Below are 17,620 nucleotides of genomic sequence, written 5' to 3' on the forward strand. Positions count from 1 at the left end.
TATCCGGATACAAAAGTACGAATAAATAATTTTAGAAGAATCTTACGCGGTTATCAGTAATGTCTGCTTTATCTAATAAAGCTTGGAAAGCTTGGTTAGCTATCCGCTGCCGTAACTGTTGTTGGATTTGTCGCTTCTGGCCATCCAGGTTATCCAAGGCCGCAGGATTAACAAAATCGGTCACTTGAACAACGTAAACGCCTTGATTACCCTCAATGGGCTTAGAAAGTTGTTTAGGCTGTAAGCCAAAAACAGTTCCGACCACTTTATTTTCCTGCGCCACCCCCGGCAATATTGGATTAGCCAAAACAATATTTTGCTCTGCTTTAGGCGTTTTTCCCACTTTCTGAGCTACCTGTTCTATCGTCTTAGCACCGGTTAAGGCTTCGTTGAATTTTTGCTCCAATTTCGTTGCCTTAACTTTTTTGAGCACTTCTGGTTCGATTTCTTTCTTAACATCAGCCAGCGAAAGCTGCCCTTTAGGGCGGATACTGGTTAACTGCGCAACAACATATTGGTTGTCTAATTCATATACTTTATCTGAAAGGTCTCCCTGCTCTGCTTTAAAGGCCCATTTAATCAGCTCTCGAGGTGACTCTAGGTTTTGAATATAGCCTTGCATAGGTGCGATGTTTTCTGCATGTTCAACCGTAAGCCCTGCCTTTTTTGCTTCTTCTGCAAAATTTTTACCTGTTATTTTTCCATAGAAGTTTGACGCTTTACTATAAGCTGCTTTTAAGGTTTCGTTGCTGCTGCTTACACTCTTATCAATAATAGCTGCTTTGACTACCTTTGACATACCCTTTTGCGCATCTACCTTGATAACATGTACGCCGTATTGTGTATTTAAGACGAATACATCTCCGGGTTTAGCATCGAAAACAGCATCTTCAAATGCGGGGATCATACTTCCGCGTGCAAATGTACCCAATTCGCCACCATTATCTTTGGTGCCATCCGTCCCGTATTCAACCGCTAGTGCCGCAAAATTCGCTCCTTTTAAAATTAGATTTTTAAGTGAATCAGCCTTAGCCTTGGCTTTGTCAACACCACCCTCTTTCGCAGGGTTTAATAAAATGTGGCGTGCCGTAACGGAATCAGGACTATTGCGTACATCCAAAATTTTTGCCGATTCATAAACACCATTAGCATAAACCGGACCTACCGTTGTTCCTTTAGCAGCAGAGAATACCAAAGAATCCAAAGCCGGACTCAACGTACCTTTCTTAAGGTACGCAACAGGTCTCTTTTGTTCTGAATTAGAAACCGCAAACAGCGAATCATTTGTCGTTTTGGCTAACTCTTGGGTTAAGTTGGTAACCGCTTCTTTGGTTGCAGCTGTATCTTGCGCAGTAGGTTGTGCATTGAATACAACATAGTCAAATGAGCGAGTCTCCATTTCATTTTTGAAAGCAGCCTTATGTGCGTCATAATAGTTTTGATAGTCTGCATCACTTAGCTTAATGTCTTTATCGGGCACAGAAGCGTAATCCAGTAATACATAGCTAAAGTTGGCAATTTTATTCCGCTGATTATAGTCTTCGTTTGCTTCTAGGGAGGTTACGTAAATGCTATTTTGTATCAGGTTATTATATTTTTGCTGTAAGCGGTTATCACGCATGGCCTCTAGAAAACTATTCCATTGCTGGCTCAATTCTGTCCCTGACTCGTTGTTGATATTGGTTAGAAATTGGTTCAGTTGATTACGATCAACTTCCCCTGTTTGTGGATTACCAAAATTCTGCACAATCATGGGAGAAGGATTTTTTCCCGTTACCATGTCTTGTAACTCGCTCGTTCCCACACCTAAGCCAATACGTTCCAGTTCCTTCGTTAATAGAATTTGACGGAGATTTTGATTCCAGGCTTCTTCAACGGCATAAGATCTCATCTGAGGGCTCATATTACCCCCCATTTGTTGCCGCATATTATTGATGCTTTGCTCTACCTGTGTATTAAATTGCTCATATTTGATGGCATTGCCATTGATATTGCCCACCTCATCTTGACGTCCAGCCCAAAAGGGTGTTCCGAAACGAATAACATCTCCTAATAAAAATGCTACGATTGCTAAACCGATGATCACTACAATGATTATTCCCGCGCGGTTCCGCAAAAAAGTCATTAATCCCATATGCTCTCTATACTAATTGATTGAAGGTTTTAAGTCCGTTATTTATTTGCTTATTAAGTATTTAAAGTAAAAAATCAACAAAATTTTAAATGAGGGCGCAAGATACAATTTTTACTGATAAAAAATAATATTTGTAGCGACTATTTCATGGCGCCTGCTCGTCTACATAGGTTGCTTTCGTTAATGCTGTTGTTCAAATACCCTATCTCGACCAAGATAAATGTTTTAGAGCCTATAAAATTTAACGATACAACGTTAAACAGGCCCTTAATTTTACGGGCCTTCACCTTCTTTTGTTTTATATACCCCTCTGGCACCATCAATTTTTCTGTTTTTGAAAGATTCGTCTGCTTCGAAAAAATTCCCTTCAATGGCATCTCCATTTGGACGGGTAACCGTTAGTGGCAAGGTATTATAAAAAATCCGTTTGGTATTATCCCAAAAAAGCTCTTCTGATCTAAAAATAGTGCCATCAGCCATGGTTACCACGACATGATGCCTCAGCTCTACCAAGTCCTTCTTCTCAAAATAAAGGCCATAGTCTGAAGTTACTCTGCGTTCTTCTTTTTTATCTTTATCGTAAAAGATAAGCAGCACATCTTTTGGAAATTCGTAGAAAGGACTATCGATATTGTGTTTGATCATTTTGGAGGAAATCAATTTTGCTTTTACTAAAGCGGAGTCGCTGTAGATTACCGTAACGCCATAAGAAACGTCTATTGGTTCTTCTGCGTCAATGTTTGCAATACGTTCTACGTCCCTCAAATCGTTTTCGCACGAGCACAACAAGAGCACAGCAAAAAACAAGGAAACCATGGCTTGCTTAAAAACCATGGCTTTATATTTACAAAAGCAGTATGTTGCTCCTTTAACCATTCCCCTCCATACCTTTTAGGTGTATTAATCGTATTTATAACGTTGAAACCACCGGTCATTGAGCATGAAGGAAACCGTAAAATTAAAGTACCGTTCTTTTACTAAGTTATTGGATAAGGTACCTCTTTGGCCAACTTCTGCCGAAAGATTAATTTTATAATAGGCTAAAAGCGTCCGATCTGCCCGTATAGGAAGGCCGAGACCAACACTTAAGGCCATATCTTTAATATTTTGACCATTGAGATTTAAATAGGTTTTATCATATCGTAAACCAAAACGATAATCTACGGCATTCCAATATTTAATCGACGTAATATCAGGGGTCCATTGGCCACCAATACTAGCTCCATAGCTATCTTCAAATTTTGTTTGATCGTCTAAAAGGGAACCGTCTTTGTAATCAGACCACTTGGCATAGCGAATATCTGCACCTAATAACCATTTATCAGCCCTATTTATACTGAAACCAAAACTCTGACGCATGGGTAATTTGATGGTTTCTTCTTTTCCAGAATACGATCGCACAGAATCAAGTACGGAGTTAATCGTTCCTTCCGAAACGTTACTCGAAATACGGGTAACAATTTCTGAAGCGGTTGAAGTAAGATTCGTATTCAGACTATTAGTATACCCTAAAGTTAATAACGTATTTTTATTCAATAAGGTATGGTATTGCACCCCTAAATCGTAATTGAAGCCATGGATTTCCCTTTTGTGTTCAATTCTGGAATTAGTCGTTCCTATTTGGTTAGGAAACTCAATTCCACTAATGTTATTCAGCGTACCGAAAAGATAGGATATGTTAGCACCGACGCTAAAGTGTTTTCCAAATTGTATACCATAACCGATATAGGCTTTGCTTATCCCCCCTTCGCCAGCAAACGCTTTGTTGGCTATTGTGGTATCAGCATTACCAAAAGATGTAGGTGTTGAGTAGTTATAGCCCATATCGGAGAAGGGCATGAGCCCAAAACTAAAAGCCGATTGCTGACTCAATGGGATTGCAAAATTGATATGATTTAAGGCAAAATTTCCACTTCCTTCGCTTTTACCATCTTTTTCAAGAATAGTCCGGTTCATATAAGCCCCGATATCAAAAGTAGAAAGGTGGATATTAGAATAAGCAGCGGGATTAGCTACGTTGATATTGCTATATCCGCCTAAGCTCCGTACGCCAGTAGACAGTCCACCCATAGAGCGGTATTGTGGCAACTGGTCGCCTCTAAGCGCCCCAAGTCCGAATGCGGAATAAGGAGAGCTGCTATTTGACTGTGCATTAGCTATTGTGCTAACGCATATTCCTAGGATATAAAGGTATTTCTTACTATTTAATCTCATGCGGATGTACTATTCACGACGTTACATGCTTATTCAAGATTGCAAAGCTATTTATTTTTTACTAGTGTAGCAGTGTGTTTTTGTTAAAAAAGGTTAAAACATTAAAAGAATTGAAAATATAAGATGGCTACTAACAATAAGGCATATACACTTTCATAAAACCAAGCTGTTTTGGCGAAGTTAAAATAATAAGCCATATAAATAGAAATCGGTGGAGCACAAATTAAAAAATGGTAGTCAGGGGTATGTGCTTTCAAGTAATAGGAGAGCACACCAAAAAGGAACATAAAGAAGAGCAATTGAAAGGATTTCCGCACAGGCACAACACTCTTATAATAATTTTCACGTAGCGTGTTAAAAAATAGTAATAAGATCAGTCCCAAGGGCAACAATACCCAATAGTCGTAAAGTTCAATAGTAAAAGAAGTAGGAATAGGATTGGTTAATGGCTTCCATATGGCATAAAATTCGCCAATTTTATCATTCCATAAATAAATGATCCCGAGAAGAAAATAAACCGTAGCAAAACCCAACAATCCGGCAACCCATTCCCGCCAGTCAAAAGGCCTAAAAAGGATCAATGCCACCCATAAAACCAGAAGCATTAAGATAAAGGGGAAATAAAATAAGGTCCCAACAGCGACTAACATGCCTAAATCAAATAGGGTAGATTTTACCTCGCTCCGATGATAGGTCTTCAACAATTTATCAATCATCCAAATAAGCACAAAGTTGCAAATAAGCGTTGGTGTTAGCGCTAAAAATGGAAGTAATAAACTGGCCGTAGTAACATACATTAATGCCGGTAGAAAGGTAGGCTTGCCCAGTAAATTATGATTGTCTACAATCCGGTTGAGCAGAAGCGCTTGCGTGACCGTAATGACCAACGTGATAACGACATTGCTTTGTGGCGATAAAGTGATGTGCGAGAAGCCGCTTAAGAAGGTCATGATGGCTTTTTCAAAAAGCAGGGGATGGAAGGCTTCTGGTAAATGAAAAAAAGCCCCAGCACATAAAATAAAGGCTATGACAATCAGAAACGCTAGATTTGATGGAGTAAACTTTCTAAATAAGTGAATCATGCGACAAAATTTCCACTGCGTTTTTAAAAGCACAATATTAGGCTAAACGAAGCAAAAGTAAAAACCCGAATTCGATTATTCTTGATTAGCTTTGCTATTCTGAGCAGAAAATAATAACCGAATTTAAAAGTAAAGATAAAAAAGGAATGAAGAAACTAACCTTCTGCCTTTAATAGTTCCAGTAGCTTATTCACATTTAGTTTATCCTGTAGGTTTTCGTTATCTGAAAGATCGTTTTCATCCAGCGCAGCAACAGCTTCTTGGGCATTATAGCGATAAATGCTCCAAGAGCCGGCGTGGTATTCAAGGGAAGTGAGGTTTTCCACCCAATCACCGGAGTTTAGGTAAATAACGTTACCTTTTTCAGTGTTAATCTCTCGTATTTCAGGTTGATGAATATGGCCGCATATGACATAATGGTAGCCCTTTTCGATCGCTAAATCAGCACATGTCGATTCAAAGTTGTTGATGAATTTCACGGCGTCCTTAAAACTAGCTTTTATTTTTTTGGAGAAACTCATTTTCCCTTTACCCAATTTGACCAAACACCAGTTCACAAAACTGTTGAGTAAGATCAAGGAATCATAGCCTATAGCACCCAAACGGGCGAGCCATTTGGAATGCTGCATGGTGATATCAAAAATATCACCATGAAAAATCCAAGCTTTACCATCTTTTAGGGGAATAACGAGTTTATTTACCAATTGTAGGGAGCCCAATTGGAAATCGGCAAATTTCCGTAAAAGTTCATCATGATTTCCTGTGAGGTAATAAACAGGAACACCTTCTGCAACAAATTTCAGCAGTTTACGGACAACCTTCATGTGGCTCTCAGGCCAGTAGCGCTTGCTGAATTGCCAGATATCAATGATATCTCCATTTAAGATGAGCTGCTTGGGTTGTATACTTTTAAGATAAGTCAAGAGTTCTTTGGCATGGCATCCGTAAGTTCCTAAATGCACATCGGAGATAACCACTAGGTCTACTGCACGCTTTGACATTAACGTCCAAAATTGTTTAAGCAAACAAACGTAAAGCATGTGATGCTAAGGTTAACCTAGTGTTATGTTTTTGCTACAAAATACAACACAAATCATGATCATGACTAGCTGGTAAGTTCCCCGAAAGGGCATGAACTCCCTGCGGTCGGTTCGACTCTGCTCGACATGACGAATAGGGTGTTTCGATACGACAGGAAGTATTACAATGCTTAGGCAAACTGCCAGATAATTCTATTATTTTAATAAAATAGTTGCTCGGAAGCTGGAGTTGGTGGTTTCTTTACTATGAGTGAAGTAACTATAAATCGTTATATCGGTAACGAAGACGCCAATCGTATAGGAGCCAATAGTCTTCATAAATTGCATCTTTTCTTGCGGATAATAATAATGATTTTCTCCACCTTTTTGAGAAACGAGCTGCTTATGCTCATAGGCTTTGTCGATTGCCCCTATGATACTATCCAGTTTAATCGCCATATGATTCTTGCCAATCTGTATATCCAAATGCCTATTGTCATCTCCCATGGTTATGGTCATGGAATCTTTCCCAATCATCACCTTTCTTTCTCGTTGATAATTGTCTAGCAACACGAGGTAATTCCAGCCTTTTACGTCAGTTACACCAGCATTGGATGTGCTAACCGAATAGCTTTTGGTATTTTGATACGATTGATTGGGATCTACCGAAAGCAAGGCAAAGGCCGTGTCCAATTTTTGCTTATCTAGCATGTAACTGGCCAAGGTGTCATTTTCTTGATTGAAATGATGTTCTAAAGCAGTTAAATCACGTTTAGTGAAAGATTGTAATGCGGTTAATCCATGATGGTTAACCAAGTAGCGAATGATGCTCCCCTTCTCCATATTAGCGGCGCGATCCGATTGGGGCATTAATCGTTTTAAACGGGCTATTTGGGAGTTCTTTGAAATCGAAGAGGCGCTTTGCGGACCATAAATAGCAAACAACGTACAGAGGCATAAGCTTAAGGGAATAAGTTTGATGTGCTGTCCTTTACTGACCAGAAAGTACACCGTGATGAAGGTGAGCCAACAGGCAAGCACGAGCAGAAAATAGCGCAATTCAGTAATGCCATAGTAGTTTATACGTTTATATGTGGCCAAGCCCAATAGGACCAAGAGTGGTACCATCGTGAAATAAAAGAAACGGGAGAATAGTTGTATCCAGGTATGACCTTCCTGGCTCCGGATAGGAAAGATCAATAGCAGGGATAATATCCCAAAGAAGGCGTATCCAATAATCAGATTCGATACAATGCCTTTAGGTAATTCCCAATCGATGATAATTTTTAATTCATAGGATAGGAGAATTAACAGGTATATACCCATTAGGGGGATTAGTACATATTGTGTAAATATTTTTAGTCCTTTAGGATAGTCGGCATATTTCGCTAAAGAAGGTATTTGTGTAGGTACCCCCGCCAAAAAGAACAAGGTATTAAACCCTATGCCTAAGATGAAGAATAAATTTTGGTAGTACTTTTCGCGTAAATCGAGCGAAAAAAGATGGTCTACGGCAAATAGTGCAATGGCAAGTCCGATAAACAATACAAGGGTATAAAATATACTGGTCAGTATCCGAAGGAAGAGTATCTTGTTGAATTGCCAAAAAGCCGTGGTATCTCCTTGCCTGACAAAAGGAATAAACGATAGTAAGAGATGTCCCGCTATGGCTAAAAGGATAAGGATATACGTATCAGACTGGTAAAAGTGTGGCTGGAGGACATAAAAAAGCAATATTCCGCCAAGCAATATCGCTAAGCGTATCAACCATCTCTTTGCTGGATGCTGCCCATATGTTTCTGCAAAAATGTCTCCGGCAAGTAAGAAAATAAAGCATACGTTACAGATAGCGAGCAGTTTTTTTAAGGAGTTTATGACTAGGTATTGTTTATAGTCAACCTCAACAAGCCAGCAAGCTGCAATTACAGCAATTAGACAGAGCAGCACCTGTAATGGGAAGCGTCGCAAAACGACCGTCGTATGACGGGTAATGGAAGCCGGTGAAGGTAATTTCATAAGCAATAGTTAAACAAGCTCTTGGCCAAAGTTAATAAAAGTACTTTGTTTCCCGCAGAGCTTGTTTAAAAGCGTAGGCTACTCCTTTTTTACTTCCATCCGGAGTTCTTCCTGCATATGATGTGTTTCGCCGTTCAACACATAATCATAAGCCAACAGAAAAGAATTATATTTCCTGCCAAAAGATTCTTCCGTTTTAAATGTATTTGGATAGTTCGGATCGCCATCAACCTGGCTTACCTCGATATCCTTGTATGGTGTTATCAATACCTTATTATCATCGGTGACTTCCAGTACGATGGCTGTTTTGTTGATGTGGTCTACATTTGATTCGAATGTTTCGTTGCCAGCGATGATACGTACTTTATTGCGACTCAGGGGAAACATCTTTTTGTTTCCCGCGGTGACTGCTTCGTTCAGGTAACCGCTCATGGTGTATAGCTCGTCACTAGCCTGCGAGGCATAAGCGTTTTTGATGAGTACCTGATATAAAACGGTATTTTTCTCTTCGTTGACTTCCACGTTGGAGTTCTCCTTGATTTTCAGGGAAACGAAATAGGTGGAATCAGGAGACAATCCTTCTGGTTTGATCTTAATCAGGGTTTTGCCTGTACGTTCTCCGGCTGGGATGGTAATCTTATAATCGGGTATTTCGTAATGTTGCTTAGGCAATAAGCGCGCATACAGGTTGGAGTCGGCATCGAAGACCGAGAAGTTGTAGTAGTTGAACTGTAAGGAGTCTTCGGCAAATTCGATAACAAGATCCTTGTCGGTCGCATGCGTTCCTCCGGCGGAAGCAGCGATATAGCCAACAAATTCCTCTCCGGTAAGGGGCACTTCCTCTTGAAAGGTATTGTAATACTCGCTACTGATCAGGGCAACTACATTTTTGTACATCTCCTTTTCGAACAATTCATTGTCTTTACAGGAGGTGATCCAAGCCATGAGAAAAAGTATGGTAATTGCTATATGAGTCCGTTTCATTTGTTTATTTTTTTTAGTTATAGCCTATTTGTTGCTAAAGCATTTATGCCACCTTCTGCGGTAACCTAATAGCCCGGATTCTGATCAAGTGAGGGCAATCTTCGCATTTCGGCACGCGGTATGGGCACCCAAACGAGCTTTTTGTTTACTTGCCGCGTCAGGAAGGAAGAGGTGCCCGGAATGACACGTTTGTAATAGGTCTCCTTCGTGGCTCCGTCCGGATTCATCCCACGGATGGGCTCTCGTTCTGTTTTTTCATAGATACCCCAACGGCGTACATCGTAAAAACGTCTATTTTCCCATAGAAACTCCACCATACGCTCCCGTTCGATTTGCTTCTGCATTTCCGCTTGGTCACTAAGCTGACCAGCAGATAGGCCGGGTAGGCCGGCTCGGTACCGAACGGCATTAAAGGCTTTTTTGATTTCTTCCACATCCCTGGAAAACGTTTGTGATTGTCCGTCTATTTCAACGGTATGAGAGCCAGTCAGGTTGTTGAGTGCCTCTGCATAAGACAACAAGATTTCAGCATAGCGGATGATAGGATAGGCTTTAGGGATGAACCGGTGGCCTGTACCCGTGATGGCATCCATCGGATGGTTGTATTTTTTGATGACATAGCCGGTAATCGGATAATTAGGCGAAGCGGCGGTTACTCCACCACGGCCGTCCGCATCCTGATAGTAGTACTTGGCGGTGTAATTGTTGAGTGATGAACTCGACAAGGCCTGCCATACAGCTTCGTTGAAACCGACGGATGCGTAGAAGCGCATTTCTCGGTGAGCATACATATTATATACACCTGAGTTGAGCGGATACCCAGAGAAAAAACGTGGTTCCGTTGTGAAACCCGTTTCGGAGTAATAGCCATCCGACTTGGCTTCTTCTATAGTACGGCCATCGTCCATCAGGTAGGCATCCACCACTTTCTGGGTTACACAGAAGCGGCCCCAGCCTCCAAGCGTGGGCGGAAAGGCACCTTGGTTGATATCGGTATTGAGGTAAGTGGTGTTTCTGCCCCAGATCAATTCCGGATTGATGGCAGCTACCGCTTCGCCGGTAAAAATATCCGAATAGGATTTAAACGGGTCTATGCCGGCAGCACCATTAGGGTATTCGCCGTAAAAAGCAGGATCCGAAGTAACACCTTTGGGCAGGGTAGGTGTATTTTCGTCTGCCACTGTAGTATAAAGCTTATATTTGCCAATATCCATTACGCGCTTGGCTGCAGCAGCGGCCACCGCCCAGCGACTTTCGTCGTATTGTTGATTGACATAATGTGCTCCATCGGTCTTGCGGGTCCAATTGCCGAAATAAGCGGCAGCCACCGGCCCGCCGTTAAACAGCGGACTGGCATGTATCAATCGCAAGCGGGCTACCAGTGCAAGTGCGGCCCCTTTGGTTGGTCTTCCAAAATCCAATAACGAAATCTCTGTAGGAAGCAGTTGAGCAGCTTTTTCAAATTCACTGCAAGTATACTCCATCGCTTCGTCATAAGTGCTTCTCGGCCGATCGTAGTATTCGAGGTCTTCATTGGTATTGACCACCTCATCGCCCAACAAGATTGGTGGGCCATAATCAACCAGGATGTTATAGTAGGCATAAGCGCGGATAAAGCGGGTATACCCTTCAAGCCGAAACCGATCCATGGTGGTTAGGTCTTTCGGCTGATCAAGGTTTTGTAAGATGCTGTTACATTTCCGGATGATTTTGTAGTAGTTTCCCCATTGGTTGAGGCCGCCAAAAAAATCCGGACTGATATTTCCAGTAGCGAAATCCATTCCGTAATAAATATTGGTAGTTCCACCGCCGGTAAGTCCGTTGAACGCCTCATCGGTGGCCATGGGGCCAGGAGTATAATTCGACCGGATGGTTTGGGACTCATCCGGAAACATGGCTGCAGCGCCCCACATATAGGCTTCCAGGTACCGAGCATTGGTAAAAACGGAGTCGATGTTAAACTCGTCGTCAAAGTAATTATCGATATTCAGGTAATCCTTGCAGGAGCTTGCCAGTATGGCCAATTGAAGGACAATGGCTACTGTTGTTATGCGTTTTAAGATGGATGTTCTCATATCATTAAAATGGGGTCTGTACTAAAGATTCAAATAAACTTGTAACGAATAGGTGGATGGTATTGGGTATTTACGCCCATTCCATGCGGCTTGCTCCGGATCAAAAATTTTCACTTTATCCCAGATATAGAGGTTATTGCCGACAAACTGTAAATCCATCGAAGAAATACCTATCCGTTTCAGGAACTCAGGGTTAACCCGGTAACTTAGGGTAACTTCCTGTAAGCGGATGTAGCGCGCATCCCCTTGCCAGAAGGACGACAGCTGACTATTGTTATTATTCTTGCCGTATTGCAGACGGGGGAAACGGGCATTGGGGTTTTCTGCCAAAGCAGGATCAATACCATGCTCAAGCGCATAATCCATCGGAATCCATCGGTTTTTCGGATCGGCCGCTAGACTAAGAACGTTGCCCGACGTACCTTCAAAGAAAGGCATATAACCCATGCCATTCGTGAAGGTTTCCTTTGTGCCTTCCCAACTATCCCAGTCCTGGTTCGTTGTCATGGTCATCGATTGTCCCACATAGAAAAAAGATGTTTTTCCGGTACCCTTGAATAATACACCTAGCGATAGGTTTTTGTAGCGGAACTCGGCACCCATACCGTACATGAGCAAGGGATAATTGCTATGGGTGAGCGGCACTTTATCCAGCGCATCGATGATACCGTCGCCATTTACATCCTTATATTTGATGTCGCCGGGGAGTACTTCTCCAAAGGTTTGTTGCGGACTGTATTTGATGTCGTCTTCATCTTTAAACAGTCCGATAGCTTGGTAACCACGGATGGAATTGTGTGGGAACCCGTTTTTCTCGAGGTAGGGATACTCTAGGTAGGCCTCTTCCCAGTTCTGTACAACGTTTTTGGAATACGTAAAGTTACCCCGAATGGTGAAACTCATGTCGGGACTAATAGTACCATTGTAACTGATATTTCCATCAGCTCCGGTGCTTTTCATCCGGCCTACATTGGCAAAAGGATTGGAAACAACTCCTACATATTCAGGTACCTGCACCCGTTGCTGGAAGATACCATTCCGTTGGTCTTTAAAGAAATCGACCACAAAATCAATTTTATTATTGAAGAGCTTACCTTCAATTCCCAGGTCGGATTTAATGGCCTTCTCCCAAGCCAGGTTATCTGCTCCGATCCGGGTTTCATTAATGGTTTCGATGCCTCCAATGCCCCATGTGGATCCCGAACCTAAGTCAACTTTGGTTAAGTAAGGAAAGCGGATGCTACTAATCCGGTCATTACCCACCGTTCCGTACGAAGCCCTGATTTTGAAATAATTCAGCCAAGGGGCGGCTTTTTGTACCGACTTATAGCTCGAAGGTACCCAGCCCAAAGCAATCGACGGAAAAAAGCCATATTGCCTGCCGGGTTGAAAATTCTCCGAGCCGGTATACCCGAAATTGACATCGATTAAATACGTATCACGGAAACCATAGGTTAGCCGACTGGATACGCCCTGATAGCGCAAAGGAATGGCCGCTAGGTTACTCGTGGCGTCTTTAGTGTCTTTGGCATCACTAATGTAGTAGTATAGCAGTCCGGATACCCGGTGGTCTTCATTAAAGACCTGGTCGTAATTGATGGTAGATTCCAGGTGATATTTACGGTATTGCCGCGTCATTTGGTCATACGAAGCGGGTTTTTCCTGTACCATTTCCTGCATGATCAATTCGCCATTGTAATTTCTACCCTGAGCCATGTAGAGGGCAGGTTGTATATATCTTCTTTCTTTGAAATAGCTATTGATATCATAAGCACCTTGAACGCGGAACTTAAGTCCATCGAGCACGCTAGAAAGATCCTGGTTAAGCGCAAGGGTAACTTTACCTTTATATACTTCATCAGAAGCCCTTCCCGTGCGGTTGATCATGACATATGGCGAAGACTGGTCTTCGCCACCACGGCCTGGCAGCATGCCATTGGAATACTGAGTAGGGATGGATAATGGTGTGAGCCGCGACTGTGCGCCCCATATATAGTCGGTATTGGCTACGCCAGGCTGGTTCAGTTTGGATAAAAAACCATCTGATCCCAGGTAAATTTTGGTGGTTTTGGTCAGGTTGACATCCAGGTTAATCCGGTAATTATAGGTGTTGTAGCCCACATTTGAGCTGTAAACGCTGTTTTTATCCACCTTATATGCTGCTGCTTCGCTATTACCACCTAAACTTAGGAAATAACGGGCTACTTCACTACCTCCGCGGCCACTGACATAATAGCTTTGGCGCCAAAAAGTTTTGTTGAGTATTTCCTCCTGCCAATTTACATTGGGATACATGTCTGGATCCAAGCCATCCCGGATGATTCCCATCTCGGTTTCATCATATAGTGGTCCGTCGCCCCGGATACTATTGGCTTCATTGGCCAGCTGGGCATAACCATATGCATCTAGGTATTGAGGTAATCGATTCAGGCGAGATAAGGTGGTATTTGCACGGGCGGTGATTTGAAGCCGGTCTACCAGACCTCTTTTTGTGGTCACTAGCACTACGCCGTTGGCTCCGCGTACACCGTATACTGCGGTGGCCGAAGCATCTTTTAGAATGGAAAAGCTTTCAATATCTGCCGGATCAATGGTGTTCAGGTCGCCCTCAAGTCCATCAATGAGCACCAAGGCGCTGCTGTTGGCACCGAAGGTACCGATACCCCGTACCCAGAAATCAGCAATATTATGCCCTGGTTCTCCACTGGTTTGCATGGAGATCACACCCGCTGCCCGTCCACCCAAGAGGTTCGTTATAGATGGGGCGGGAGATTGCAGGTCCTTGGCATCAACGGTGGTGATAGCCCCGACCGAGCTGATTTTTCGTTGCACGCCCCCCAGCCCCACCACGACAACTTCATCCAGCGCCTCGCTTTTGTTGGCGAGCACCATTTTTAAGTTTAATTTCGACTCAATGACAAGGTGTTCAACGGGGTCGTAGCCTACATAGCTAAACACCACTTTATCGCCATAAACCGCTTGAATGCTAAATTTTCCGTCGGCATCGCTCGATGTACCTAAGGAAGGTTTGTCTTTGATGTATATGGATACACTGGGTAGCGGTTGGCCATCTTTATCAACAACGGTACCGGCAATGGTTAATTGCTTTTTTGTTTCCTGTGCATAGCTTGCCGTGAGCGACAGGTACAGCGATAGCATGCACAAAATCTGTAAAGTCTTCTTCATCTTATATTGAAATAAGGTTATTAATGATGGTCTATTTATAATAGGGATCGGTTGTTATTCTATCACCAATTTGCGGATCCGTGCATTGCCCCAATCGGCAATATAGATTTCCCCTTGCTCATTCACGGCTACTCCCCATGGGTTGTTGAACAGCGATTCAATTGGCCCGCCATCTTTATAGCCAGATACTCCAGGTTGCCCGGCTACCGTCGTAACAATATTATCGGCAGATACCATGCGGATGCAATGGTTACCATAATCGGCTACGAACATGTTTCCGTTATTGTCAAACTTAATGTCTTTAGGATAATTGAATAAGGCATCTGCAAGTGGTCCATCCCGAAAGCCGCTGCCACCGGGAGCATTAAGTCTTTTGAAGCCTTCCCCAATATGTTCCGGTCGGAGGTCGAGTACGGAGATGCCTTGTTTGAATTCTACAGGAGTGGCATTGGAATGGAGTGTGATATACAGCAGCCAAGGTTTTGCCGGATTAATGGCCTGTCCATATTGTGATCCGTAAGGTCCTTGATGAACAATCTTAGCTTCATAGGTGTCAGGGTCTATTTGGGCAACTTTTCCATCCCGGAACCGGGTATAGAGCTTACCATCATATGGGCAGAACGTGATAAAGTTGGCATAGCGGTCGGCATCTACAATGGATGCTAAGTCTGCTGGTGAAAATTTAGCGTTGCGTTGGCGCGGGTACCAGGCCTCCCGTGGGTCGAAGGAGAAGAATACTTCCTTGACAGATTCGTGAGAGACGGTCAGCACACCGGTAGCACGATCTACCGTCAAGCCATTGGAATACGGAACAGGACTGGATGCAGCCGAATATAGCGGAGTTACTATATTTTGCTGTTCATTGATCCGCGCTATCCCAAAAGAACCCCCATCCCGCCAGGACATGAATATATTGCCTTCGGCATCTAGTTCCAGGTATTTGCCATACACCTGGGCTTCGGAAAGTGTTCCCGCTTTGAATGCTGTTTCGCCATTACCCGTAACGGTGCTTACCTGTGCTTGGGTATGATAGGTGAAAGTATTTTCATAGGTGACCGAATCGTCGCCAACAACGACTGAAATACGAGGGTTTTCACCGGGAAGGCGGGGCACGATGGCATAAATACGGTTTCCGTTGGAAGAAATGACTGATGCCTTCGCATGGTTAAAATATACGCTAATTTTGGAGAGATCACTTCCAAAATTACTTCCATCCAATAGGATTTTGTCTCGGGCTCCGCCCTCGGTTGGTGCAAATGAAGTTAGGCTTACGGGGATAGAAGGATCATGATTTTTACTTAGGTTCTCTGACTCGCTTTTACAAGACATTAAATACCATAAACCAAGATATACCCAAAAAAGTGAATAAAAGCACCTCTTAGTACATTTTTTGTAAATTTTCATTTCAAAGGTTTATAATTTAAGTTATCAAATAGGTTCTTTAAGCAAATGTCGTAATAAAAAATAATAAAACGAATAAAAATGAAAAAAAATAAATGGCTAACCATAATTCGGTGTTGTTTTGTTGTTGATAATAATGTATTTTTATGTTGATTTTCAATATATTAAAGAATATTTATGCGCTTTCCTAAGTGCTTAGGAAATAAGTATATTTTGGACATTACATGGTTTGTAGTTGAAGTTTTAATCATCTACTTTGCTATTTGGCATCGAATTCCTGGGTATATAATGCATTTTAGGACTTCTAATTTAAAATATTAGTTTTTTTATCTTTCTAATATCTTTCATGTTTTGTTCTATATGGTTCAAAAACGTTTCTATAACTTAAATTAAGTTGTATTGTTTGATCGCAAAGTAAGCCACTAGATATAAATGAAACGTTAAGGGATTGTTATGTAATTTGAAAATTCAAATTTTTTTATCTTTGCATTTTTAAACCATTAAACGCCGTTTGCAGCGGTATCAATGAACGATATGAAAGCATACCAAACATTGCTGTATTACTGTTACAGTCCTATTGAAAACGCCGAAGAGTTTGCCCAACAGCATTTAGCATTTTGTAAATCACTTGGATTGGTGGGCCGCATCATTGTAGCCGATGAAGGATTAAATGGAACCGTTTCCGGCACTCCTGAGGCTTGTAAAGCGTATATGGATCATATCCATGCGGACGAACGTTTTGCAAAAACCGATTTCAAGATCGATGAGGTGGATGAACCTTCGTTTATGAAGATGCATTGCCGTTATAAATCAGAGATTGTGCATTCTGGATTGCGCGATCCACAAGTTATTAATCCTACCAAAAAAACGGGTGTGCATTTAGCACCAAAAGAATTTTTGGAAATGAAAGATCAGGAAGATGTCGTCATCTTAGATGTTCGGTCAGATTATGAACACAATGTAGGGCATTTTAAAAATGCGGTTCGTTTGGACATCGAAAATTTTCGCGAGTTTCCAGAAAAAATCAATGAGTTGGCTAAATACAAAGACAAAAAGATCCTAACGTATTGTACCGGCGGTATTAAATGCGAAAAAGCATCTGCATTGCTTTTACACGAAGGTTTTGAACAGGTATACCAGCTGCATGGGGGCATTATTAAATATGGAAAGGAAGTGGGAGGGAAGGACTTTGAAGGAAAGTGTTATGTCTTTGATAACCGTGTTGCAGTAGATGTAAATAAGGTTAATCCTTCGGTTATTTCCACCTGTCGCAATTGTGGAAAACAGACGACTAAAATGATCAATTGTGCCAATCCAGAATGTAATGAGCATTTTACGCAATGTGATGCATGCGGCTGGAAATTAGATGGTTGCTGTTCTGAAGCTTGTCAGGCACATCCCAGGAAACGCCCTTATGACGGAACAGGATATTACGTAAAAATTCCGCAAGCAGTAAATTTAAGCAAACGGAAACATAAGAAATTTCCTGCCAAAACATAAACGCCGATA

11 protein-coding genes are annotated in these 17,620 nt (G+C 42.1%); 1 reads left to right on the plus strand and 10 read right to left on the minus strand.

The window, feature by feature from the left end; translation table 11 throughout:
• Window positions 1-31: 31 nt before the first annotated feature.
• From ABD930_RS04000 to ABD930_RS04045, 10 genes are all read right to left on the minus strand, one after another.
• A complete protein-coding gene (locus tag ABD930_RS04000; protein WP_345230407.1) occupies window positions 32-2,134 on the minus strand; it encodes a SurA N-terminal domain-containing protein in 2,103 nt (700 codons plus the stop codon).
• A gap of 273 nt (window positions 2,135-2,407) precedes the next feature.
• Window positions 2,408-2,968: an LPS export ABC transporter periplasmic protein LptC gene (gene lptC, locus ABD930_RS04005; RefSeq protein ID WP_345230408.1), complete on the minus strand. Its 561-nt coding sequence runs from the start codon at window positions 2,966-2,968 to the stop codon at window positions 2,408-2,410.
• Between the two features lie 66 nt (window positions 2,969-3,034).
• Entirely contained in the window at window positions 3,035-4,348 is a 1,314-nt protein-coding gene (bamG, locus tag ABD930_RS04010) for a BamG family beta-barrel-assembly machinery protein (protein WP_345230409.1), read from the minus strand.
• A 101-nt stretch (window positions 4,349-4,449) separates the two neighbouring features.
• Entirely contained in the window at window positions 4,450-5,430 is a 981-nt protein-coding gene (locus ABD930_RS04015; protein WP_345230410.1) for a DUF6427 family protein, read from the minus strand.
• A 155-nt stretch (window positions 5,431-5,585) separates the two neighbouring features.
• Window positions 5,586-6,431 carry a UDP-2,3-diacylglucosamine diphosphatase gene (locus ABD930_RS04020; protein WP_345230411.1) on the minus strand — a complete coding sequence of 282 codons (846 nt, stop codon included), beginning with the start codon at window positions 6,429-6,431 and terminating at the stop codon, window positions 5,586-5,588.
• 234 nt (window positions 6,432-6,665) lie between these two features.
• The gene (locus ABD930_RS04025; RefSeq protein WP_345230412.1) at window positions 6,666-8,465 is read right to left on the minus strand and encodes a DUF4153 domain-containing protein; all 1,800 of its coding nucleotides are present in this window, start codon (window positions 8,463-8,465) and stop codon (window positions 6,666-6,668) included.
• Window positions 8,466-8,543: 78 nt separating this feature from the next.
• A complete protein-coding gene (locus ABD930_RS04030) occupies window positions 8,544-9,449 on the minus strand; it encodes a BT_3044 domain-containing protein (protein ID WP_345230413.1) in 906 nt (301 codons plus the stop codon).
• Between the two features lie 65 nt (window positions 9,450-9,514).
• The gene (locus tag ABD930_RS04035) at window positions 9,515-11,524 is read right to left on the minus strand and encodes a RagB/SusD family nutrient uptake outer membrane protein (RefSeq protein WP_345230414.1); all 2,010 of its coding nucleotides are present in this window, start codon (window positions 11,522-11,524) and stop codon (window positions 9,515-9,517) included.
• A gap of 21 nt (window positions 11,525-11,545) precedes the next feature.
• Window positions 11,546-14,710: a SusC/RagA family TonB-linked outer membrane protein gene (locus tag ABD930_RS04040; protein WP_345230415.1), complete on the minus strand. Its 3,165-nt coding sequence runs from the start codon at window positions 14,708-14,710 to the stop codon at window positions 11,546-11,548.
• A gap of 54 nt (window positions 14,711-14,764) precedes the next feature.
• Window positions 14,765-16,039, minus strand: coding sequence for an IPT/TIG domain-containing protein (locus ABD930_RS04045; protein ID WP_345230416.1), 1,275 nt, complete (start codon window positions 16,037-16,039; stop codon window positions 14,765-14,767).
• Window positions 16,040-16,645: 606 nt separating this feature from the next.
• On the opposite strand from ABD930_RS04045, the gene trhO reads away from it, so the two are divergent.
• Window positions 16,646-17,611, plus strand: a complete 966-nt coding sequence (trhO, locus tag ABD930_RS04050) for an oxygen-dependent tRNA uridine(34) hydroxylase TrhO (protein ID WP_345230417.1) — start codon at window positions 16,646-16,648, stop codon at window positions 17,609-17,611.
• Window positions 17,612-17,620 lie beyond the last annotated feature (9 nt).

The sequence above is a fragment of the Olivibacter ginsenosidimutans genome, from assembly GCF_039542865.1.
GTDB classification, from domain to species: Bacteria; Bacteroidota; Bacteroidia; order Sphingobacteriales; family Sphingobacteriaceae; genus Olivibacter; species Olivibacter ginsenosidimutans.

What these genes read in the sequence shown, in the direction of transcription:
- ABD930_RS04000 (WP_345230407.1), bottom strand. Translation starts at nt 2,134, where the DNA reads ATGGGATTAATGACTTTTTTGCGGAACCGCGCGGGAATAATCATTGTA.
- lptC (WP_345230408.1), bottom strand. Translation starts at nt 2,968, where the DNA reads ATGGTTTTTAAGCAAGCCATGGTTTCCTTGTTTTTTGCTGTGCTCTTG.
- bamG (WP_345230409.1), bottom strand. Translation starts at nt 4,348, where the DNA reads ATGAGATTAAATAGTAAGAAATACCTTTATATCCTAGGAATATGCGTT.
- ABD930_RS04015 (WP_345230410.1), bottom strand. Translation starts at nt 5,430, where the DNA reads ATGATTCACTTATTTAGAAAGTTTACTCCATCAAATCTAGCGTTTCTG.
- ABD930_RS04020 (WP_345230411.1), bottom strand. Translation starts at nt 6,431, where the DNA reads ATGTCAAAGCGTGCAGTAGACCTAGTGGTTATCTCCGATGTGCATTTA.
- ABD930_RS04025 (WP_345230412.1), bottom strand. Translation starts at nt 8,465, where the DNA reads ATGAAATTACCTTCACCGGCTTCCATTACCCGTCATACGACGGTCGTT.
- ABD930_RS04030 (WP_345230413.1), bottom strand. Translation starts at nt 9,449, where the DNA reads ATGAAACGGACTCATATAGCAATTACCATACTTTTTCTCATGGCTTGG.
- ABD930_RS04035 (WP_345230414.1), bottom strand. Translation starts at nt 11,524, where the DNA reads ATGAGAACATCCATCTTAAAACGCATAACAACAGTAGCCATTGTCCTT.
- ABD930_RS04040 (WP_345230415.1), bottom strand. Translation starts at nt 14,710, where the DNA reads ATGAAGAAGACTTTACAGATTTTGTGCATGCTATCGCTGTACCTGTCG.
- ABD930_RS04045 (WP_345230416.1), bottom strand. Translation starts at nt 16,039, where the DNA reads ATGTCTTGTAAAAGCGAGTCAGAGAACCTAAGTAAAAATCATGATCCT.
- trhO (WP_345230417.1), top strand. Translation starts at nt 16,646, where the DNA reads ATGAAAGCATACCAAACATTGCTGTATTACTGTTACAGTCCTATTGAA.